At 50.2% G+C, this 22,692-nt stretch carries 14 protein-coding genes; 2 read left to right on the top strand and 12 right to left on the bottom strand.

Annotation, left to right across the window (positions count from 1 at the left end; genetic code table 11):
- Nucleotides 1-215: 215 nt before the first annotated feature.
- The 10 genes from WBJ53_RS17335 to WBJ53_RS17380 all read right to left on the bottom strand — a co-directional run bounded on the left by WBJ53_RS17335 (nt 216) and on the right by WBJ53_RS17380 (nt 13,075).
- The gene (locus WBJ53_RS17335; RefSeq protein WP_338868362.1) at nt 216-1,211 is read right to left on the bottom strand and encodes a glycosyltransferase family 2 protein; all 996 of its coding nucleotides are present in this window, start codon (nt 1,209-1,211) and stop codon (nt 216-218) included.
- Nucleotides 1,212-1,296: 85 nt separating this feature from the next.
- A complete protein-coding gene (locus WBJ53_RS17340; protein WP_338868364.1) occupies nt 1,297-1,995 on the bottom strand; it encodes a methyltransferase in 699 nt (232 codons plus the stop codon).
- Between the two features lie 126 nt (nt 1,996-2,121).
- Entirely contained in the window at nt 2,122-2,760 is a 639-nt protein-coding gene (locus tag WBJ53_RS17345) for a ribonuclease H family protein (RefSeq protein WP_338868366.1), read from the bottom strand.
- A gap of 39 nt (nt 2,761-2,799) precedes the next feature.
- Nucleotides 2,800-4,062 (bottom strand): peptidase T, encoded by a 1,263-nt coding sequence (pepT, locus tag WBJ53_RS17350; RefSeq protein ID WP_338868368.1) that lies wholly within the window; start codon nt 4,060-4,062, stop codon nt 2,800-2,802.
- A 219-nt stretch (nt 4,063-4,281) separates the two neighbouring features.
- Nucleotides 4,282-4,947 carry an SGNH/GDSL hydrolase family protein gene (locus tag WBJ53_RS17355; RefSeq protein WP_338868370.1) on the bottom strand — a complete coding sequence of 222 codons (666 nt, stop codon included), beginning with the start codon at nt 4,945-4,947 and terminating at the stop codon, nt 4,282-4,284.
- 143 nt (nt 4,948-5,090) lie between these two features.
- The gene (locus WBJ53_RS17360) at nt 5,091-6,389 is read right to left on the bottom strand and encodes a DUF5690 family protein (RefSeq protein ID WP_338868372.1); all 1,299 of its coding nucleotides are present in this window, start codon (nt 6,387-6,389) and stop codon (nt 5,091-5,093) included.
- Between the two features lie 79 nt (nt 6,390-6,468).
- Nucleotides 6,469-7,014 (bottom strand): HD domain-containing protein, encoded by a 546-nt coding sequence (locus tag WBJ53_RS17365; protein WP_338868374.1) that lies wholly within the window; start codon nt 7,012-7,014, stop codon nt 6,469-6,471.
- 80 nt (nt 7,015-7,094) lie between these two features.
- Nucleotides 7,095-8,015, bottom strand: a complete 921-nt coding sequence (locus WBJ53_RS17370) for a metallophosphoesterase (protein WP_338868376.1) — start codon at nt 8,013-8,015, stop codon at nt 7,095-7,097.
- Nucleotides 8,016-8,156: 141 nt separating this feature from the next.
- Nucleotides 8,157-9,725, bottom strand: coding sequence for a SusD/RagB family nutrient-binding outer membrane lipoprotein (locus tag WBJ53_RS17375; RefSeq protein WP_338868378.1), 1,569 nt, complete (start codon nt 9,723-9,725; stop codon nt 8,157-8,159).
- Nucleotides 9,726-9,811: 86 nt separating this feature from the next.
- Nucleotides 9,812-13,075, bottom strand: a complete 3,264-nt coding sequence (locus WBJ53_RS17380; RefSeq protein ID WP_338877202.1) for a SusC/RagA family TonB-linked outer membrane protein — start codon at nt 13,073-13,075, stop codon at nt 9,812-9,814.
- Between the two features lie 376 nt (nt 13,076-13,451).
- Here WBJ53_RS17380 and WBJ53_RS17385 point away from each other — a divergent pair, with 376 nt between their 5' ends.
- Together WBJ53_RS17385 and WBJ53_RS17390 are read left to right on the top strand one after the other, a co-directional pair.
- A complete protein-coding gene (locus tag WBJ53_RS17385) occupies nt 13,452-15,974 on the top strand; it encodes a glycoside hydrolase family 95 protein (RefSeq protein ID WP_338868380.1) in 2,523 nt (840 codons plus the stop codon).
- Between the two features lie 110 nt (nt 15,975-16,084).
- Nucleotides 16,085-17,530: an alpha-L-fucosidase gene (locus tag WBJ53_RS17390; protein WP_338868382.1), complete on the top strand. Its 1,446-nt coding sequence runs from the start codon at nt 16,085-16,087 to the stop codon at nt 17,528-17,530.
- 19 nt (nt 17,531-17,549) lie between these two features.
- Here WBJ53_RS17390 and WBJ53_RS17395 read toward each other — a convergent pair whose 3' ends face one another.
- Together WBJ53_RS17395 and WBJ53_RS17400 are read right to left on the bottom strand one after the other, a co-directional pair.
- Entirely contained in the window at nt 17,550-19,007 is a 1,458-nt protein-coding gene (locus WBJ53_RS17395) for a rubredoxin domain-containing protein (protein WP_338868384.1), read from the bottom strand.
- 115 nt (nt 19,008-19,122) lie between these two features.
- Nucleotides 19,123-22,668, bottom strand: coding sequence for a molybdopterin-dependent oxidoreductase (locus tag WBJ53_RS17400; RefSeq protein ID WP_338868386.1), 3,546 nt, complete (start codon nt 22,666-22,668; stop codon nt 19,123-19,125).
- Between the last annotated feature and the right edge of the window lie 24 nt (nt 22,669-22,692).

Here is a 22,692-nt window from a genome sequence, read left to right on the forward strand (position 1 = left end):
AACTGGAATAATCAATGTTTGTTGAGTCGCAGAAACAAACATTCCGCCCGCTTTTTGCCGGTATGTAGCCGTAGCCACATGACAAAAAGCGGGCGGAATGCTTAGAATGGCACAAAAATACAAAGAGAAAACAACACCTGATCGTTTTCCTTTTAAACGGATGCCCAACTCATTGTTTTCCTTATTGGGCTTTTCAGCGTTCACATAGGAGCGTCCTAAGAAATAGAGACCCGATCGGCAAAACCCAGTCGCTCAGCAATCTGATAATCACCCGATTTACCTAACGATTGCCGAACGAGCATCTCGCCCAGGAAGCCCGCCAGGAATAGCTGAACGCCCAGAATGATGGCTACCAGTCCAAAATAAAACAAGGGGTTGTCGGTAGCGTTTCGAAACTTAACACCCTGTGCAATATTGATGAGTTTCTCGACAATGAGCCAGATGGCCAATATGGACCCGATTAAAAACGACAACGTTCCGAAGGTGCCAAAAAAGTGCATCGGTCGCTTGCTGAACCGGTGTACGAATCCAATAACGAGTACATCCAGAAAACCATTGACGAACCGCTCCAGACCAAACTTGGTAGTTCCATATTTCCGGGCCCGGTGTTGAACGACTTTCTCTCCAATTCGGCCATAGCCATTCCAGTTTGCCACAATCGGCAGGTTACGGTGCATATCGCCGTAAAGCGTAGGCGCTATTGTTTTGACCACTTTCTGCTTATAGGCTTTCAGACCGCAGTTGAAATCGTGGAGTTGCACGCCCGAAATCCCGCGTGATACCGCATTGAACAGTTTCGTTGGCAGCGTTTTCGTAATTGGATCGTAGCGTTTCTGCTTCCAGCCCGAAACCAGATCGTAGTTATCCTCCACAATCATCCGGTAGAGTTCCGGAATTTCGTCGGGGCTATCCTGCAAATCGGCATCCATCGTAATTACGACCTGACCACGGGCCGCCTGAAAGCCCGTTTGCAGGGCCGCGGTTTTGCCATAGTTGCGGTTAAAACGAATAGCCCGAACATTCGGGTTAATCCCAGCCAGCCGTTCGATTACGGTCCAGGAGTCGTCGGTACTGCCGTCGTCGATAAACAGAATTTCGTATGTATACTGATGTTCTGTTACGACCCGAACAATCCAGTCGTGCAGTTCGGGCAACGACTCGTCTTCGTTATAGAGCGGAATCAGAACGGTCAGTTGAAGCAATTCAGTCATTTAATTCGAACCTTTTGTTCTTTACTTCATGAACATAAGTTTGGCCACAAAGTGCACAAAGAAGCCACGAAGTTCACAAAGGTATTTAGAATATCAGGTAAAAATCACGGAGTAGGTCACGGAAAAACGTCGTATAGGTTCGGCCATCGGGTTCGTAGATGGTCAGTTGCTCTTCCTGATGCTCCGACGGCTGAAATGAGAGGCCCGTTATCAATCGAAATATGGGCTTGCGTGCATCGTGGCGCAATGATAACGTTCTGAACGGATTAAGTCCCTGATTCTGTGCCAGCTCACTAAGCGTTTCGGTTTCGTAGGGAGGCAACAGTACCCACCATTGACCAATCGGCGAAAGCAATCGGACAACTGCATCAATCAGTTCCTGAAAGGGTAATTCATCGGTATGCAGGGCCCGATTTACAGCCGCGTCGGGCGAGCGCAGGTGGTTGGTGTAAAACGGTGGATTGGTTAGAATACGGTCGTAGCGTTTACCGTCGGCGCCAAAATCCTGTATTCGGCGATGGATCACATCCACGTGCGCGCCAAACGGACTGGCCGCAACATTCTCAACAGCCTGACCAAACGCAGCGGCATCGACCTCAACGGCATCGACACGGGCCTCCCTATTACGCTGTGCTGCCATCAGCGCCAGCAACCCCGTTCCTGTTCCAATGTCGAGAATACGCCCTCCCGACACATCGGCATACGCTCCCAATACGCACGCATCCGTACAGACCTTCATGGCCGTACGGTCCTGATGAATTGTAAATTGTTTGAAGGAGAACATCTGAACCGGGATTTTTGTGATTTATGGGACTGACTTTGATTTTGTTTGATTTCGCTTCTTTGAAGCGCTTTCATTTTTAATCAAACAAAATCAAAGTCAGTCCCATAAATCACAAAAATCCCGGTCCTACTTACGACCAAAATCGGCGGGATTTTCGCCCCATACGGTTGTTTCCCACTTAAGAATAGGATTGGCATATTTATGGGTTTTGAGCCAGTTTTCGGCACGGTCGATCAAATCGAATAGTTCGGCATTGCGGGATGTTTCTTCCAGCTTGGTATTCGCCCGCTTGTTTTTGACCCAGCCAATAGCGGTTCGGGAGTCCGAATAAACGGGTATGTTACTGTTTTTCTGATGCAATAGGGCCAGTGCATGAACAATAGCCAGAAACTCGCCAATGTTGTTTGTTCCATCGGGATACGGTCCTTTCAGAAACAACTTTTGTTTCGTAGCCAGATAAATCCCCTGATACTCCATATCGCCGGTAGCCGTGTTCCAGGCGGCATCGACAACCAGGCTATCCTGAATCGGCGACCCAATCAGTGCGGGTATTTTCTGGCTACCCCCTTCGGTCTTTTTACCCTGCCCAATGTGTAGGTGTGGCTTCTCCTTAAACGCCTTGACGGCCGCTGGTTTTGAGTCGAACGCTTTAAACAAAGCTCCATCGAAACCAGCAGTCTGTTTCTGGCATTCGGCCCAGGAGTCGAACACACCTGTTTCGCGCCCCCGCCAGACAACATAAAATTTCGGCTTTTTCTGAGCCATAGATCTCTTTATTTTCCACAAACATAATGATCGGGCTGGCTAACTGCGCTCTTCCCAAACTTGCGCCAGCGTAACAATCACGTCTACCGCTTTTTGCATATCCTGTACCGAAACCCATTCCAGCCGCGAATGAAAGGCGTGTTCACCCGCAAAAATGTTCGGGCAGGGCAGGCCCATAAACGACAACCGCGAGCCATCGGTACCACCCCGAATGCTACGCCGTTCGGCCGAAAGTCCCACGCGCCGAATGGCTTCCAGGGCATTTTCGACCACATCGGGATACTGATCAAGCACCTGCTTCATGTTGCGGTACTGTTCCTTTACAACCAATTGAGCCGTTGAGCCGGGATAATTCGCTAATATATCGTTGAGTTTATTCTGAAGATAGAGTTCTTTTTCCTGTAAGCCAACTTCCGTAAAGTCACGAATAATAAACTCCAGTACGGCCTGATCCTGATTGCCGTCAAAACGGGTGGGATGCACAAATCCCTCCTTCCCTTCCGTGGTTTCGGGCGATAGACTGGTCTTAGGTAATGACGCCAGCAGATCGGCAACGATTTTCAGTGCATTTTCTAGTTTTCCTTTGGCAAAGCCGGGGTGCGTACTGACCCCCTGAACTGTAATTTTTACGGCATCGGCCGAGAACGTTTCGTCTTCGAGTGTACCCAGAGCTTCCCCATCAATTGTATACCCAAAATCAGCTCCCAGTTTTTCAATATCCACTTTCTCCGTTCCTCGTCCCACCTCTTCGTCGGGCGTGAATAGCAACCGAATCCGGCCATGTTTCACCTCAGGGTGCGTCAGCAGATACTGAGCTGCATCCATAATTTCGGCTACGCCCGCTTTGTTATCGGCGCCAAGCAAGGTTGTACCGCTTGCGGTAATGATGTCATTTCCAATCTGATTCGTCAAATCGGGATGGTCGGCAAGCCGGATAATCTGCGTTTCATCGTCGGGCAGAACAATATCAGCGCCATTCCATTGCTGATGAATGATTGGCTTAACACCCGCACCCGTCACATCGGGCGAGGTATCGACATGCGAACAGAAGCAGATGGTCGGCACTGTGGCTTTGTCGGTATTAGCCGGTATGGTCGCATACACGTAGCCCCATTCATCGAGTTCTACGTCGGCAATGCCCATTTCCTGTAATTCCTGTACCAGAACCCGGCTGAGATTTTTTTGCTTTTCGGTACTTGGATTTGTTGATGATTGGGGGTCCGATTGCGTATCGATCTGTACATATCGCAAAAAGCGATCGACAGTACTGTATTGGTAATTGGTAAGAGAAGTTTTAGGCATATAGGAGGACAGGCTATTCTATTAACCGTTTAATCGTAATTGTTCGTTAATGTTGGCACTAAAGAGCTAACAAATTTAATAGCAGAAACTAACGCGTAACTAGTCTGTCATGAAAGAAGCCTTAGATCCTGAAATTATGTTCGGCATTTGTTGATTACTCAACTACCTATACCATAATTTCAGACCTAAGGCTCAACAAGAAAGTTATTTTTCGGCTCCTTATTTCAGACTGGTCAGCACTTTCTGCATTTGCTCCGCCACAAACTGATTACCGGCATCGTTGAGGTGGACCCGGTCGGTGGTTAAAATACCCTTATCCTTATTTTCGGGATTGTTTTTCAGATCATACTCCAGAAACGCTTTCCGCAAATCGACTAAAGGCAGGTTGTGCTCTTTGGCCAGGTTGCGAATAAACTGGCTATACTGGTTAAGATCGCCATCCTGCTGATTGGTCATATCGGTTTTTTCACCGATAGCGGCTGGTGTACACAATACGATACGCGTATTAGCGGCCTGTAATTTTTTAATGACAGCTTCATAAAAGCGGATAAACTTGTCGGGATCGGTGCCGGTGCCCGAGCTGGCCTTGTGCCAAACATCGTTTACGCCAACCCAGATAACCACCACATCGGGCTTCTGGGCAATCACATCGTCGTCCATCCGCAGGTATAGGTCATAAATTTTATTCCCGCCAATACCGGCACCAATCAGGTCGAACTGGCCAGCAGGCAGCATAGATTTCAGACGGTCGATGTAACCACCGGGTTTTACACCGGCCTGAGTGATCGAATCACCGAAAAAGACAACACGGGTAGGCTTGGCCATAGTCATAGCCAGCAGGCCAATAGCCAGCAGTACTGCAAAAAGACGGAAGATAGTTTTCATAATCTGCAAAGAAACATGAATCATCAAAGAAAACCATCAGTATATGTTCTAAATACATTAGCTGGTCTTTTTGAACAAAGTCAGATCTGTTCTCTGCTGGAAAACCGTTCAGAAATTCTGCCAGAACATTGTCTTTTGATTGGTTAGGCCGTTGTTGGCAATGGCTGTTGCGCAATCTGGTTAGTCGCTTGTTGCTGAAACCGCATTCTAAAATAAATGTAGGAAGCCACAACCAGCACAACATACAGCACCGCCAGAATATAGGCTCCGTTGATAAAAAACTCCCGGTAGCTGATGTTAGCATGACCGAAGTTTTTATATAACAGCACACCCACACTGCCCAGATAACCATACCAGTCGGCAAGGGTGACGATGAACCCCACCGTACTGACATACCGGAAGGAAGCAATCAACCGCTCGAAGTAGAGACCGTTGCAGGGTACATAAGCCATATACAGACCCAGCCCCGTCAGCAGAAACCAGTTGCCCGGCGACAGAGTGCCGGATGTGTAGGCATAAGTGCTCAACCCTACCATGGCTCCGCCCGCCAGCATGAGACCATTGAGGAGCGTGAATGCCCGAAAATTATTGGTTACGCGCTGAAGCAGGGCCATCATAATTAGTACCCCAACGGCCACAAGCGTTTCGGTTTTGGCAAAGATGCCCGGATTTTCAACACCGGCATCTTTCAGGATTTCGGGCCCGAAATTGTCGCGAAAGTCGCGAAACGCAGATAACAAAACGTAGGATGCAATCAGCAAAATAAGCCCCACCCGAAAATTGCCGACAAAGGCGCTCCGTTCGGTGGCATCCATTGGTCGGCGTTCGGTACGCTGAATTCGGTCATCTTCGGTAGGCGGAGGCAGAAGAGTCAGCGCATAAATGGAAATCAGCATCGGCACCACAAACAAACTCCCCGTCACGAACGGGAGCCAGAACTCCGACACTCCCCAATCGGCCTTGATGATCAGTGCCACCGTTTTCACAAATCCAGAGGCAAAAATAAACGACGCCGTTAGCCCGGCCACAAGCGTATCGGTTTGCCGACGCCCTTCCAGAAAGCCAAGCATAGTGCCGTAGATCAGCCCCAGCGGCAATCCGTTGAGAAACAGGAAAACGATATTCCAGGGAGCCGGAACCAGGGCAAAGCCTAACAAGGCCAGCAACGCAATACCAACAAACAGCAGAATATTGATAGCCCGGCGCCCCGGCGACATTTCGGAAACTACTTTTACGCCGATTCCTTTGGATACGGCATAGCCGAATACCTGCGCCGTAACGAGCCAGATTTTATAACTCACTCCGGCAAAGGTCATGCCCTCAAACGTTACGGCCGTAATGCCCCGACGAAAGGCATACATACAGGCATAGGTACAGAAAGCGGCCGTAGCCCCAAAAATGACGAAGGTAGTTGGGTTCCGAAGAAAAGCAGGAGAACGCATCAGGTCTTAGTTTGTGATGTCTGGTTGTTATTCAGAAGGCAAAATCAATGGACAAACTACAACCCAAAATCCATAAACTCTAGCGAATATTTCGCACTTGCTCACATTTTGCCAAATAATATTCCACCTCAGCCGTTGGCAAATCAGGAATTTTAGCCTGCTCGTCCCATCCACGTACCTGTAGAATTTCGCGAAAATAGGGGTTCTGCTCAAACGCTTTAGCTTCCTCATCCGACATTGGCCCACCCTGAAACTCAAGGGTTATCAGGCTGGCCTCCGACAATCGGGCAAAATAGTCGGGATTTTTATGGACCAGATACCGCTTGGCATTAACGTGGTGCTCAATCAGTTGAGCTACTTTTTCCGAAAATCCGCGTTGCCGCAAAAAATCGGCACCCAACCGCTCATGATCGACCGTACCGTAACCATCCATGTAGCCTTCGGCCGACTCGACGGGCAGCAAATGGCCAATGTCGTGCAGGAAAGCCGCAACAACAGTTTCGTCGTCGGCCCCAGCTTTCTCCGCCAGTTGAGCCGCCTGAAGTGCATGGGCCAGTTGCGTTACGGGTTCGCCAAAGTAGGCGTCGTTGCCACTCTGGGCGAATAGTTTTTTAATGGTTTCCATCTGTAAAAAGAGGCTCTCTTACTAAACACAAACCTAAAAGGTTTCAAAAACCTTTTAGGTTTACGATGACATACCCAGTGCTACACATACGACACGTAGGTTCGCTCAACACTACCATCGTCGTAGAGGTCGAACAGGGCATAACCAGCTTTGGTTTGCTGATAGATGTCGCTTTTCCACCAGTTTCCGCTGACGGCTCCATTACACAGATACGTAACACCGTTGTAGTCGACGCGGTCCAATAAATGCATGTGGCCACTCAGGGCCGCTTTCACATTCGGGTACTGATAAAACAACTTCAGCAACTCGGGGGTATTCGACAATACCAATCCGCCCGAAATGGTCCAGTTGCCGTTTTTTACATTATTCTCGCTAAAAAAGGCCGTCGGGCTGAAAATTGGGATGTGAGACAGAACCAGAACGGGTGTTTTAGAACCCGTTTTAGCCAGATCGGCTTTCAGCCACTCCAGTTGTTCGGGGTCGATAAAACCCGTGTACCATTTTCCTTCCGGCTGAAGCTGAACGCTGTCCAGAATAATAAAATGCCAGCCGTTGCGGTCGAAACTACGGTAGCGTTCGCCAATTTTCATCAGATCGACTGCCCATTTCTTCCCATACATCGGATCACTTTTGGCCTGTTCATACCCCCAGATGTCGTGATTGCCAATACAGTATTCGATAGGCAGCGAGTTATTGGCTTTTACCACACTATGCCAGGCATCCCACTGTTTCTGAACCGCAGCACGGTCTTCTTTCAGGGCATCCATAATTACATCGCCACCGTGCAGAACAAAAGCGGGTTTATCGGACTGGTTCTGCACATGCTGAAAGCACTTAGCCACACCGTTCATGGGTGTAGCCTCTGGCAGAATGTGCGTGTCGCCCAGGTAAGCGAACCGAATGGAACGGTTACGGGCAGCCGACACGGGCTTAGGCGCATCGAGGGCTGTCGGTAGCAAAGGTAGCAGCGAAGCCGACTTTAAAAGTGATCTGCGATTCATAGAAACGTTGTAAATGAGTGATTGGGTAATTCTGGAAAATCGGCCGTTCAGAAACTAATGCTAAAAGGCGCTTTGGTTGAGCATCCTCCTCATTTCTCGGTCGATTTCCCGGAATTACCCAATCAAAAATTGAGTAATTGCTTATTTCAGAATCCACATGGCCGCATTAATATCGTCGGTACCACCATATTGGCTTGTTACGGCTGCGGTATTATTTTTGGTATTATACGAACGCTCTGTTGCCGGATACTGCCACCGCAACGGAATCCGCTGGCTGTTGCCCGTTCCGGGGCCAACCAAAAATGTTGGCACACCCGTCCGGCGCTGGTTATAAAACGCTTCCATACCCGACTGCTGGAAAAAGGCCAGGTATTTCTGCGTCAGAATCTGTTTCAGTCCATCGGCCGTATTGCCTGCGTATTTTACGGCTGGCTGAGCATAATAGTCGGCATAACTTACCGGAACCGTGTAGGTATTGAATACCTTATAGCCACCATCGGCCGAGAAATATATCGTATTGTCGCCATCTTTCAGTCCATAAAAACCCCACGATGCCTGAATACCGTTCTGGTAGTAGGTTTCGGCATTGCCCGTAGCCCAGCCCCGGTTGATGGCTTCGGCAATGGTAAACTGAAGTTCAGGATAACCAATGATGATGTAGGGCTCAGCCGTGTAGGTGCTGTAGTAGTGTTTCCGGTTCTGAAACGAATATACGCCCTGATTGGCATTCGACGACATAACGGCCAGATCTTCGCCCGACGATGCGCCTACAAACGCGGCAAAATCGGTTGGTTTAACACCAGCGGCCACTTTAGCCGTAGCCGGTTCGGCCACCACAAACGTGCGGGGATCGTTCAGCGACGTCAGCGTATTCAGATAGGTAGCGGCCATGTTCTCGCGGGTGGCATTCTGACCGAAATTGTCCGGGTTACGCGGATACTTGTTATACTGGTTATTATAGATGTACTGGAGGTTATCGTCCATCGACGCCATTATGGGAAATTTCGTCGGGTTGTTCAACACCTCCGCAAAACGGGTTTTTACGTTCAGGTCCGTATCCGACTCTTTTTTCGACAGGCTAATCAGTACCCGCAGTTTATAGGTATTTACGACTTTCTGCCATTTGGCGAGGCTATTGCCCAGATAAATATCACCCGTCAGGTTATTATCATTTTTGGCGATCAGCGTCGTCAGGTCGCTGTTGGCATCATCGAGCCACTTCAGAATCTGTACATACACTTCCTTCTGGGTGTTGTACGTTGGCGTCTGATTGTCCAGCCCCTGCAACGCATCCGTCATGGGCACATCGCCCAGACGTTTGGTCATCTGCTCGAAGAAGAACGCCCGGAAGAATTTCCCTAAAGCGGAATAAGCATTCACATCAGGCAAGCCTGCTTTCTTGGCCTCCTGCTCCATCTTCACCACGTTCTTCAGGGTGGTGTAATACAATCCAGTCGATGTCCAGGAGTATTCGTTGGTGGCGTAGTAGTTATAGTTACTGGCGTAGAACTGGTTGTAACGCTGAGCATCGTTCCAGGCACCACCACCTGCCACGCTATACATATCGTTCAATATACCATTAAAAACCAGCGATGCCGGTGCACTTGTAGGTCGGTTTGGGTCCTGTTCGAGCTGATCGAAAGGCTTTTCGCAGCTGGTCAGCAGCAGACCCAGCAACAAAAGCGGAAGAAAAATATAGTGACGTTTCATGATGTTAAAGTCAATGGGCATTGGTTATTTGTCATTGGACAGTAGAATAAAACAAATGGCCAATGACAAATAACCAATGACAGATTTTAGAATACCAGATTCAGGTTGATACCATACCGGCGGGTTGTGGGCGTTTGAAGGCCCGAAATACCGCCCGTCAGATACTGGTCGAGATCGATGTCTTTGTATTTGGCAAAGTAGAGCAGGTTACGACCTACCAGCGATACACTGGCCTGTTTTACACCCAGTCGACGCAGGGCCGTTTGGGGCAATGTATAGCCAATAATCACCTCCCGCAGTTTAGCATAGCTCCGGCTCATCAGAAATGATTCTGCCTGTCCGTACACCCGGCTGATGTAATCCTGAAGGTAGGTTTGGGTTGTATTTGGCGCATAAGCCAACTCACTGTAGTTCAGTACGTTTCCGTTTACATCGTAGTTGATCGTACCACCGTTCAGCACAACGCCTGAGCCGACATACGACTTAATAGCCTGCACGTCGTTCTTACGTGCTTCGCCATAAGCGCCCTGAACAGTTTCGATATTCCGCCCGCCCTGGAAGGTTTTCTGACGAACATAGTCGCCAATGACACCGCCTACGCGACCGTCGAACTGGAAGCTGAAATTGATATTTTTGTAGCTAAACCGGTTGTTGATGCCCCAAACGAATTTCGGGTTCACATAACCCAGAAACTGGGCTACCGGGTTTACAATTGGCCGTCCGCCCGAATCGTTGATCAACTGCCCATCGGGAGTCCGAACAAACGCGCCCCCGTAGAAACCATCGGTCCGGTCGCCAATGTTGATGTAGCGCGAGCCGCTGCTGCTACCGACAAAGTAACTCGACGCCAGGGTATTGATGCCCCCTTCGGGATATACTTCTTTCAGCCGTTCGGTATAGGTCGAATAATTGGCTACCACATCCCAGTTGAACCCTTTGGCCGTCCGAAGCGCCTGACCGGTCAGCGAGATTTCACCCCCTTTTTTCTGCGTCATGATCCCGTTTACCAATCGACCCGTATAACCGGTTGCTTCCGACGAAGGCAGGGTGAAGATACGTGGACCGTCGTTGCTGACGTAGTAAGCTCCGTCCAGCGCCAGCCGGTTGTTCAGGAAACGAATGTCCAAACCAACTTCTGTTTGCGAGGTTGAATTGGGCTTCAGATTCGGATTGTTCAGAGTGTTGGTGTAGTAGGCAGCCGGTTTGTTGTTGTAGACAAGCGGTAAGGTATATACCGCCGAGTTCTGATAGGTTGGACCACCGTATGACGAATTATAATCGACACCATAGCCCAGTGGATAGGATGCTCCCGGCGTAGAACCAATAGTCGATTGGGTCAGACCGTCTTTTACGTTCGCATAGGACGCCCGTACTTTCAGGAACGAAATTCCCAGACTAGTCGGGATGTTGATGTAATCCGACAGCACCGTACTCATCGCTACCGACGGATAGAAATAGGCGTTGTTTCCTTTCGGCAGCGTCGACAGTTTATCCATCCGGCCCGTCGCCGTCAGCGTTACATAATCGCGATAGGTAAAGTCGGCCGAATAATAAGCCGACAGCACCCGCATATCGGCCTGGAAATTACTGGCAATTAAGGCATTCGACGAGTTTGCGAAATTATACACGCCCGGTACGTTCAGGTAGTTCGTGCTCGTGAAGTTGGAGTTGTAATTAAAAATCCGGGCTTCGCCACCAACCAGTGCGTTAATGGTCAGTGCAGGCGTTACTTTTCTATTGAACTGAAGCAGCACCTGATTGATGTTATCGAACAACGCCCGGCGATCTTCGCGGTAGTCGCCCCGTGTTTCTTCGCGGCCGTAGGTTGTGGCCGAATACGGGAATTTCTCGGTGCGAAGCAAGTTATAGGTCGTCAACTGGGTTTTGCCAGTTAACTGTATGCCATCTGCCAGTTGATATTTCAGCGACGTATAGCCGTAGATGTTATTGTTATAGTGACCACGAAGCCAGTATTTTGCCATGAACCAGGGGTTGTTGTAGCGCTGGTATTCGGCATAAATCTGCTGGATACCTTCTTTACCAGGCTGCCAGATCTGCTTCATGTCGTCGATATTCCAGTCGGCACCACCCCAGGCAATAATATTATAGATCAGCGAATTAGGACCGTAGTTTACGTCGGGAAAGTTTGGCGTAAACTGCCGGTTGTAGTTCAGGCTCGATTCGAATCGTAGTTTTGGTGAGAAGTTATAGCCGCCCGTGATGTTAAAATTCGCAACGTTCAGTTTTGTGTTTGGCACCAGACCGCGCTGGTAGTTGTACGACATCGAAAAACGCATATCGTATTTCTCGCCCGTAGCCCCTACCGACACGTTGTTGTTCGACAGAATACCCGTCTGAATAAACCGACGCAGGTTATCCTTCCCGCGTGGCACAAACGGCGTTGGCTGACGGTCGCTGGTAAATGTTTTGCCATTCGGGAATGTGGTCGTGAATGTCTGCCCCGGCAACACCGGACTGTCGTATTGCGGAATCAACTGACCATTCAGGGCCGGTCCCCAGATGTCGTAATCGCCATCGTTCAACCCATTTCCTTTCCCGTCGCCAAACGCATAGACACCGTGGTCGCCGGGGCCATATTCGTCCTGCACTTTAGGAATGGCCAGAAAGCCATTGTCGAACATCTGGCTGGTGTTCACTTCAACCGAGAAGCCTCGTTTATCCTTCGTTCCCCGTTTGGTCGTGATCAGAATGGCTCCGTTTTTCCCCCGAAACCCATAAAGCGCCGAAGCCGAAGCCCCTTTCAGGACCGTATAGGTTTCAATATCGTCGGCGCTGATGTTCCAGGTATCCGACGTAATAGGCACCCCATCGACCACAAACAATACGTCCGAATTACCCCGTAATGAAATGTTCGGGCGGCCCAATAGTTCCGACGAAGCCCCAATTGTCAATCCGGCCACTTTACCCGTCAGGGAGTTGATCGGGTTCGGTTCGCGGGCTTTCAGCAGTTGTGATCCATCGACCGACTGGATGGCAACGCCCGTTTGGCGAATATCCTTTTTAATCCCGAGGGCGGTTACAACCACCTCGTTCAGCGTCGATTCGCCAACGGTCATAATCACATCAAGAGTAGTGCGGTTTCCTACAGCAATCTCCTGCGACTGATAACCGATAAACGAAAATGTCAGCGTTCCGTTGGCAGGCACATTCAGCGAGTAAGTACCATCGGCACGGGTAGTTGTACCAGCCGTAGTGCCTTTTACGATAATAGAAACCCCTGGGAGCGGCTGATTATCGTCGGCCGAGGTGACCCGCCCCGACACGGTTTGTGCCAAAGCTGCCAGAATTGGCACCGCAGTAAACAAAAACGTCACCACCAGCAGTCGCATTGGACGGGTTAGTGACGTTGAAGACGGTAAAAAAAGCTTCATACGCTTTTGCAGGTTAGTATTGCTCAAGTAATTTCCCGCAAAAGTATGAGTAGTGTATTATCTTAATATGTACTGATTATCAATACTTTATAAAGCAAATTGCGCTATTTTTCACCAAATCATAACACGTATTATTTTGAAAAACGAGTATTTCTGCGAAGTAGTGTACTATACCTTTATGAGCTTTTTACTGAAACGTAGTTTTTTGTGCACAGAAACCAGTCCAACTGATGCTTAACCAAACCGACACGTTAGTAAAAACATAATATTGAAATTTCACAGAACACTGTTTAATTCCGCATCGGCGATACGTTCGCTCTTTTCTGCTAAACCAATGCGTTTTTTCTCCTTTTTGCTTTTTTACTCCCTTTGTGGGCCGCTTTCACTGATGGCCCAACCGCTCAAACTCTGGTATAAACAACCGGCCCGCAACTGGAACGAAGCCCTGCCTGTTGGCAATGGCCGTTTGGGCGTTATGATTTTCGGAAAAACCAATGAAGAGCTTCTCCAGCTTAACGAAAGTACGCTCTGGTCGGGCGGACCAGTCAAACCCAATCCGAACCCCGACGCGCCAACCTACCTCCCGAAAATCCGGAAAGCACTATTCGACGGCGATTATGAACTGGCTACGTCGCTCACGAAAAAGATGCAGGGGCGCTATACCGAATCCTACGAACCGCTGGGCGACCTGGTCATTCGGCAACCGTTCAATGGGCAACCCACCCACTACTCCCGCGATCTGAACATTTCGGATGCTACGGCAACAACCCGCTTTACGGTCGATGGCGTTACCTACACGCGTGAGGTTTTTGTGTCGGCCCCCGACCAGGTTATTGTTGTCCGGCTAAGTGCCGACAAGCCCGGTCGGCTTACCTTCGATGCGTCGGCTACGAGTCCGCTTCACTATACAAAACACGCGTTCGGTAGTCGCGAAATTGGTTTCAACGGAAAAGCCCCGGCCCATACCGATCCAAACTATGTCAATTACAATCCGCAACCGGTCATCTACGACGATCGCAGCCAGTGCAACGGTATGCGGTTTGCGTTGCGCATTCGGGCACTACCGAGCGATGGTACCGTAACGACCGACACGGCGGGGCTACACGTGAGCAAGGCAACCCATGTGGTACTGCTACTCTCGGCCGCTACCAGCTTCAACGGCTTCGACAAATGCCCCGACAAAGAGGGTAAAGACGAGATAAAACTCGTGAATGGGTATCTGAACGCAGCCGCCCGAAAATCTTTCGCGGCCTTAAAACAGGCTCACCAATCCGATTATCATCGTTATTTCAACCGCGTATCGCTCCGTCTAAACGATGGCAAAGCGCCTTCAGCAAACCCGTCGCTGGCTACCGACGAGCGCCTGCAGGCGTATTCGACCGGAGGCAATGACACCGACCTGGAACGTTTATATTACCAGTTTGGCCGGTATCTGCTTATTTCCTGCTCCCGCCCAACAGCTACAGCCGCCAATTTGCAGGGCATCTGGAACAACCACGTTCGTCCACCCTGGAGCAGCAACTATACCATCAACATCAATACTGAAATGAACTACTGGCCTGCCGAGGTTGGGAATCTGTCAGAATTTCACCGGCCGCTGTTCGAGCTAATTAAGGATGTGGCCAGTACGGGAAAAGGTACCGCTAAAAATTTCTACGGACTGGGCGGCTGGACAGCCCACCACAATACCGACATCTGGGCCGAATCAAACCCGGTCGGTGATTTTGGAAAAGGAAGCCCACTTTGGGCGAACTGGGCGATGGGGGGAGCCTGGCTAAGTCAGCATCTCTACGAGCATTACCGCTATACGGGCGACAAAACGTTCCTGCGCGAAACGGCCTATCCGCTCATGAAAGGGGCAGCACAGTTCTGCTCCGAATGGCTGATTCCCGATGGCGACGGGCATCTGGTAACGGCTCCTTCAACTACTCCCGAAAATGTGTTTGTGCTACCCAATGGCAAAAAAGGGGAAGTATCGATAGCAACGACAATGGATATGGGTATTATCCGCGACCTGTTTACTAACGTTATCGAAGCGTCTGCGGCTCTCGACACCGACGCTGAGTTTCGAAAATTGATTACTGAGCAGAAAGCAAAACTCTACCCATTTCACATCGGCAAAAAAGGAAATTTACAGGAATGGTATAAGGATTTCGATGAAGTAGAACCCCTGCACAGACACGTTTCGCATTTGTTTGCGCTGCATCCGGGTCGGCAGATTGCTCCGCTGACAACACCCGAACTGGCTGCCGCAGCCCGCAAAACCCTCGAACTTCGGGGTGATGAGGGAACCGGCTGGAGCAAAGCCTGGAAAATCAACTTCTGGGCACGACTCAACGACGGTAACCATGCTTATAAACTCCTGCGCGAATTGCTGAAACTAACGGGCATGGAAGGCACCAACTATAGCAATGCCGGCGGCACCTACCCAAACATGTTTTGTGCGCACCCTCCGTTCCAGATCGATGGCAACTTTGGTGGCATTGCCGGCATGAGTGAGATGCTGCTCCAGAGCCACCTGACCGACATCTGGCTGCTGGCCGCCCTCCCCGATCAGTGGAAAACCGGCCAGGTGAAAGGATTGCGGGCGCGTGGTGGGTTCGAACTTGTTGAACTCAACTGGCAGGATGGCAAGGTAAGCAAAGTGGTGATTCGGTCGACGGTTGGTGGCAACTGCCGCCTTCGAGTGCCCAATACCCTGAAAGCCTCCGGAAATTTTGCCCTAAAAACAGCCAGCGGTACCAATCCAAATCCGCTTTTCCAGGGAGAACCGGTGGCAGCAGCGCAGTCGACGACGACGCAGGTGTATGATTTTATGACTCAGGCAGGACAAACTTATACGTTAGTGATGCAATAGCGTGAGGATTCGGAGAGGAGGGAAAAATTGCGCAACTTGCCGGGAAATACCATTCCCGGCATTGCTTTTTATTTAAGCAGCAATGCTCAACTAATCGCTCAATTTATTCGATGAAATCTGTATTTCTTCGTCTGGCCCTCGGTATGCTGCTTAGTGTACCGGTTTTGGCCCAGCAACACTCCGAACAAAACCACAACAAGTATGTCTGGCCCAAAGACGAACAGGTCAGGCAAAAACTTCAGAGCTGGCAACATATCAAATTCGGACTGCTGATGCACTGGGGAACCTATAGTGAATGGGGCATTGTCGAATCCTGGTCGCTCTGCCCCGAAGACGAAGGCTGGTGCGAACGCAAAGGCCCCTATTCGGCCAACTGGTACGAATACAAAAAGGCGTACGAAAACCTGCAAACAACCTTTAATCCTGTCAAATTCAACCCCGAGCGATGGGCCAGTGCCGCCAAACAGGCAGGTATGAAGTACATGATCTTCACGACAAAGCACCACGATGGCTTTTGCATGTTCGATACCAAACAGACTGACTACAAGATTACTGACACCAAAACACCCTTCTCGAAAAACCCACGCAGCAACGTGACTAAAGAGATCCTGCAAGCCTTTCGGCAACAGGGCTTTATGGTCGGTACTTATTTTTCGAAACCCGACTGGCATACCGAGTATTACTGGTGGCCCTACTTCCCACCCAAAGACCGGAACGTTAGCTACGACCCGAAAAAATACCCCGAAAACTGGAAGAAATTCTCGGACTTCACCTATAACCAGATCGAAGAGTTGATGACCGGCTATGGCACTGTCGATATTCTGTGGCTCGATGGTGGCTGGGTGCGTCCGGCCAGCACAATCGATTCGACGGTTAGCTGGCAGCGTACTATTCCCTACAGCCAGGACATCAACATGGCGCGCATTGCCGGCATGGCCCGTCAGCATCAGCCCGGCCTGCTGGTTGTCGACCGTACGGTATCGGGCGAGTTTGAAAACTACGTAACGCCTGAGCAGCAAATCCCGGATCATTATATGCCCATTCCGTGGGAAACCTGCCTGACCATGGGCGATAGCTGGTCGTATATACCAAAGGAAAATTTCAAACCGGCCCGCAAACTGGTACAGACGCTGGTCGATATTGTTGCTAAAAACGGGAACCTGCTTCTCAACATTGCTCCCGGACCCGATGGCGAGTGGCACGAAGAAGCCTACGGGCGTTTGCAGGAAATTGGCAAATGGATGGCCGTAAATGGCGAATCGATTTACGACACCAAACCGCTGGCTCCCTACCGGCAGGGTCAATGGGCATATAGTACCAATGGCAAAGCTACCTATGCATCTTACCTGCCCGGCGATTCGGAACAACAACTTCCCGCCAGCCTGACTATTCCTACGCTAAAACTCGCGCCAAAAGCCAAAGTGACCATTCTGGGCTCGACACAATCGCTTAAAGCAATGCAAACAGCAGGCGGCTTAACGGTTACAATCCCCGAAAAAGTCCGCCAGCAACTCAGCGACCAGCCGGTGTGGGTGGTTAAAGTTGCAGGATTATAATTAAATGGAGCACAGGTTGTTATGATTGCACCCTGTGCTCCATTTCCATTTCCCGCATTTCGGCTTTAGGCGTATCGCAGGTTGGGCAGGTGTAGTCGGACGGTAATTTCTGAAATGGCGTTCCGGCCGGTATATCGTTTAGCGAATCGCCATACTGCTCATCATATACGGTAAAGCAGTGCGGACACTGAAGCACCCGCACCGGTAGCTCGGTAGTCACCTCGGTCTTCTCTGGCTCCAGACGTACAACGTCGGCACCTTCCTGCAAACGTCGGGTACTGAACTGGCGGCATAAACGGTTGATCTGATTCGGTACATGAAGTTTAAACAACCCCTTTTCGAACAGATGATAAGTCCGGCTATTGGGGTTAAAATTTTCCGTATAGTACACATCATACACACTCAGTAGTGCCAGTTGTCCGATCTGAAGCAACGGCCGCTGCCGAATCAGCACCGATCCAAAGACTTCCGATTTTGGTCGTGTCTGAATACCAAAGCAAAGGCCAAACGTGCGGGTATCGTTTTTCTCAAAATTGCGGATGATGTAGTTTTTCAGTCGGGTTCCTTCGTCGGTATGATCTTCCGTTTGCCAGGCCAGTTCATTGGCGGCATGCCGAACATTAATACTGTGCTTTCCTAATACATACGACCAGGCCACACGATCTTTCTCTCCGATTCCTTTGATAATGAGCGACTTCCATGGCGTTACACACAATTCACCAATGCGGGTCTTAAGGCAAAGCGCGCACACATCGAGCAGAAACGCAATCGAAAATTGCTCGTCGCGACGGTATAATCCCAGCCACGACCGCTGACCATAGCGATTGAATCCTTCGTAGTACGGCAACGAAAATTCTGGCAACTCGACCTCCTGCCTGGCGGGTTGGGTAATAAACCTCCGGTTGGTAGCGACGGCCCGATAAAGCTCATCTTCCTGCTGCACATCGGCCATTACCTCTTCAACGGCTTTAGCCAGCCGCCCAACATCGTTGGTATAAATCAGCTCTGGCCATCGAAAAAGCGTGTTGCTTTGTTTCGGACGAATATATAAATACCAGAAATGCGGTTCGGGGGAAGCAATAAAGTTGAGATTTCCGGTAAAAAAGGGGGTAAAACTCTGATTCGAGTCGGACAGGTTCACCTTTAGCCGGGGCTGATAATCGAACTGGTCGAGCACAGTGTGGTATTCACTCTCGCGCAGCCAGGCACCCGTCCGAAACACATCTTCACCACAATACGAACTGATAATATTCGGAAACTGGTCGGTATTGACCTCGTAAGCAATCTGGTGTGCTTTCAGGTCTTTTTCCAGAAACCGCATATCTTCATAATGAACCGTCATGAGCAACTGCTGACGTGCGCCAAACCGCACCGTCCGTACACCCGCATCGTAAGCCAGCGACAGCACCTGCTGCAATGCCCCCGGCGCAACAATACCGGCAGGCACGTTGATTTTTAGGGTATAATAATCACGCACGAAATTTTAATGATGAATGATGAATGATGAATGATGAATGATGAATGATGAATGATGAATGATGAATGATGAATGATGAATGATGAATGATGAATGATTTACAAAAAATAATTTATCATTCATCATTCATCATTACCAACGACTTTGCATCCAAAATGCTACGTACTTCCGGGCGGCAGGAACCACAGCCCGTTCCGGCACCGGTTTGCTGGCATAGTTTCTGGAAATCGGTACAACCGGCCGCAATGGCTTTCTCCAGGTTCCCCTGCCCTACTGAATTACAGGAACAAACCAGTTTACCCGCCACCGGGTCTACTTTTTTGTTGGCCCGAAGGAGTTGAAGACGCTTATCCGACAATTCGATGCCGTTGGCAATCAGTTCCCGAAACTCCTGAAACTCGTTTTTATCGCCAACCAGAATAGCCCCCACCAGTTTATCGCCCTGAACAATGCATTTTTTATAGTAGCGTTTGGCTTTGTCGACAAAAATAATCTCTTCATATCCCACGCCACCAGTCGGTATTTCGGCCAAGCCAAGACTACACAGATGCAGTCCTTCCATTTTCAGAATGTTTATGGACAAGCTACCCCGGTACGGTTGCGAAATATCGCCAGCAATAAAGCGGGCGGCCGTTTCGGCCTGCTGTTCGGCGGCTAGTGTAATACCCCACATTTGCCCATTCCATTGCGCGAGTTCGCCAGCGGCAAAAATAGCGGGATCGGAGGTTTGCAGATAATCGTTCACCACTACTCCCCGATTGCAGGTCAGGCCAGACTCCTGGGCCAGCCCAGTATTGGGTACTGTACCAATGGCCATTACAACAACCTGACACGGGAGCTTGAGGCCCGAATTTAACTGTACGCCTTCCAGTTGTTCGGTTCCGATAAACGTCTGTACTTCTTCATTGAAATACATATCGATACCCCGATCCAACAGTTCGAGGTAAAGTAGTTCGCTGGCGAGTGGATCGAGCTGCCGTTCCATAAACCGCCCTCCCCGCTGAATGACCGTAACCCGCACCCCGATTTGCCGAAGCGAAGCAGCCAGTTCCAGCCCCAGCAACCCTCCACCCACAATCACAGCCTGGGGTTCGGCTTGCTCGTCGGACGGTTTCAGAAACGGCATCAGCGCATCGGCATCGAGCCGCGACCGCATATTAAAAATACCGGGCAACCGCGGTACTCCTTTCGGCATAAAGGCCCGGCTGCCGGTTCCCAGCAAGAGTTTGTCGTAACTGTGCTCGATGCCATTGCTGTCGATCACAACGTTGGCTTTCCGGTCAATGTGTTCGATGCTGACGCCTTTATGAACTATGATATTGGCCTCACCAAACTGGTCTTCCCGCAGTTTCACCAGTTGTTCCCACGACTGTTCACCACTGATGTAGTCGGGCAACAATACTCGATTATAGAAGGGGTATATTTCGCTGGAGAAAACGTGAATTTCGTCGGTGCTATTCAATGCCCGATACGCATTGATGAAGCCCAAACCAGCCGATCCGGCACCAATGACAATGATTTTCTCCACCGGTTTACGGTACACTTCCACGTCAACGGCCGCAAACTTAAAATCGGGTTCTTTCGACCGCGGATCGACCAGCGAATTAGTCAAATTGTTGGCTCGATTAAGATTGCTTTGCAGCATTTTTCCCCAGTGCATCGGCAGAAAACATAACCCGGGTCGAACATCATCCGTTACCTGTGCCTTCACTCGCACTTCGCCCCGACGACCGCGCACAATCACCAGTTGTCCATCGCGAATGCCCCGCTCCTGAGCATCGGCCGGATGGATGTGCAGCAAGGGTTGTGGGCTATGCTGGTTCAGCTTCCCTACCCGACCGGTTTTGGTCATCGTATGCCACTGGTCGCGAATACGGCCCGTGGTCAGCACCAGCGGAAAATCCTCGTCGGTAGGTTCTGATGCATTACCATCGGGCACGGCATGAATCTGTGCCCGCCGATTGGCGGTATAAAACTGATGGTCGGTAAACAACCGCTTTGTGCCGGTGGGCGTATTGTTACCAGTTGCTGTTTGCGGCTCCTGGTTCGCCGGAAAAGGCCATTGAATGGTTCGTTTCTGCTTCAGCAGCTCGTAGCTAACACCCGTTACATCGACGTTTGTACCGGCCGTAAGCTGCGTATACTCCTGATAAACCTCAGCCGAGCGGGTATAGTTGAACGAATCACCAAAGCCCATTTTCCGGGCAAAACGCCAGATAATTTCAGCATCGGGCAGGGCTTCGCCGGGTGCGTCGAGCACCTTAGGCAGATAGGCAATCCGGCGTTCGGCATTGGTCATGGTTCCTTCTTTTTCGAGCCAGGCCGCTGCGGGCAACACCACATCGGCAAAAGGCACCGTATCGGCTCGGTTCGACACATCCTGAACTACCACAAACCGGGCCTTTTTCAATGCTTTTTCAGCCGCATTGGCATCGGGCATACTCACCATTGGATTGGTATTGATAATCCAGATGGCTTTTAGTTTGTCGCTGGCTAAGGCGTCAACCAGTTCCGTTGCCGTCAGGCCGGGCTTATCAGCAATTTTCACCGGCCCCTGCCAGAACGCTTCGACCTCAGCCCGGTGAACTGCATTCGTCACGTCGCGATGGGCAGGCAAACTATTGGCCAGTCCCCCCACCTCACGTCCACCCATTGCATTGGGCTGGCCCGTGAGCGAAAAGGGCCCATTGCCGGGTTTACCGATCCGCCCCGTAATCAGGTGCAGATTGATCAGCGACAGGTTTTTATTGACACCAATCACCGATTGATTCAGGCCCATTGTCCAGAGTGACAGAAACCCTTTTGACTGGCCAATCCAGTTTGCCGCCTGAACGATAGCATTAGTGCTGATGCCACAGCATTCGGCGGCTTCAGATAGCGACCGTTGCAACACCTGCTCCCGATAAGCACTAAACCCGTCGGCATGATTGGTGATAAATTCGTTGTCGATCAAGTCATTTTCGATCAATAACCGACCAATGGCATTATTCAACACAATATCGGTGCCGGGGCGAATGGGCAGATGCAGATCAGCCGACCGCGCCGTATCGGTTCGACGCGGATCGACACAGATGATTTTTACGTACGGATTAGCCGCTTTATGCGCTTCGATGCGACGCCACAGAATTGGATGACACCAGGCCGGGTTGGCTCCCTGCACATAAAAGACGTCGGCCTCCTCAATATCGTCATAACAAACCGGCACCGAATCTTCGCCCAGCGACAGTTTATACCCTACTACTGCCGAACTCATGCACAACCGCGAGTTGGTATCGATATTGTTGGAGCCAATAAATCCTTTGATCAGCTTATTAACCAGATAATATTCCTCCGTCAAACACTGCCCCGACACATAAAACGCAACGGAATCAGGACCGTATTTCTGAATTAACGTTTTAAAAACAGCCGCCGTTCGCTCCAGAGCTGTATCCCAACTCACCCGCTGCCTGGGCATCGACCGGTTGAGCCGCATCTGCGGATAGAGCAACCGATCCGACTGGTCGATAACCGTGTAGTGCAGATTCATCCCCTTCGAGCATAGCATTCCCCGATTTGACGGATGCTGCTTATCGCCCTCGACGGTCAATAGCCCATTCAGCTCCCGTTTGACGACGATACCACAGCCAACACCACAATAGCAACAGGTCGTTTGATGAGTCATAAGGTTTGTGTTTTTTTAGTGAAG

Source organism: Spirosoma sp. SC4-14, assembly GCF_037201965.1.
Classification (GTDB): Bacteria; Bacteroidota; Bacteroidia; order Cytophagales; family Spirosomataceae; genus Spirosoma.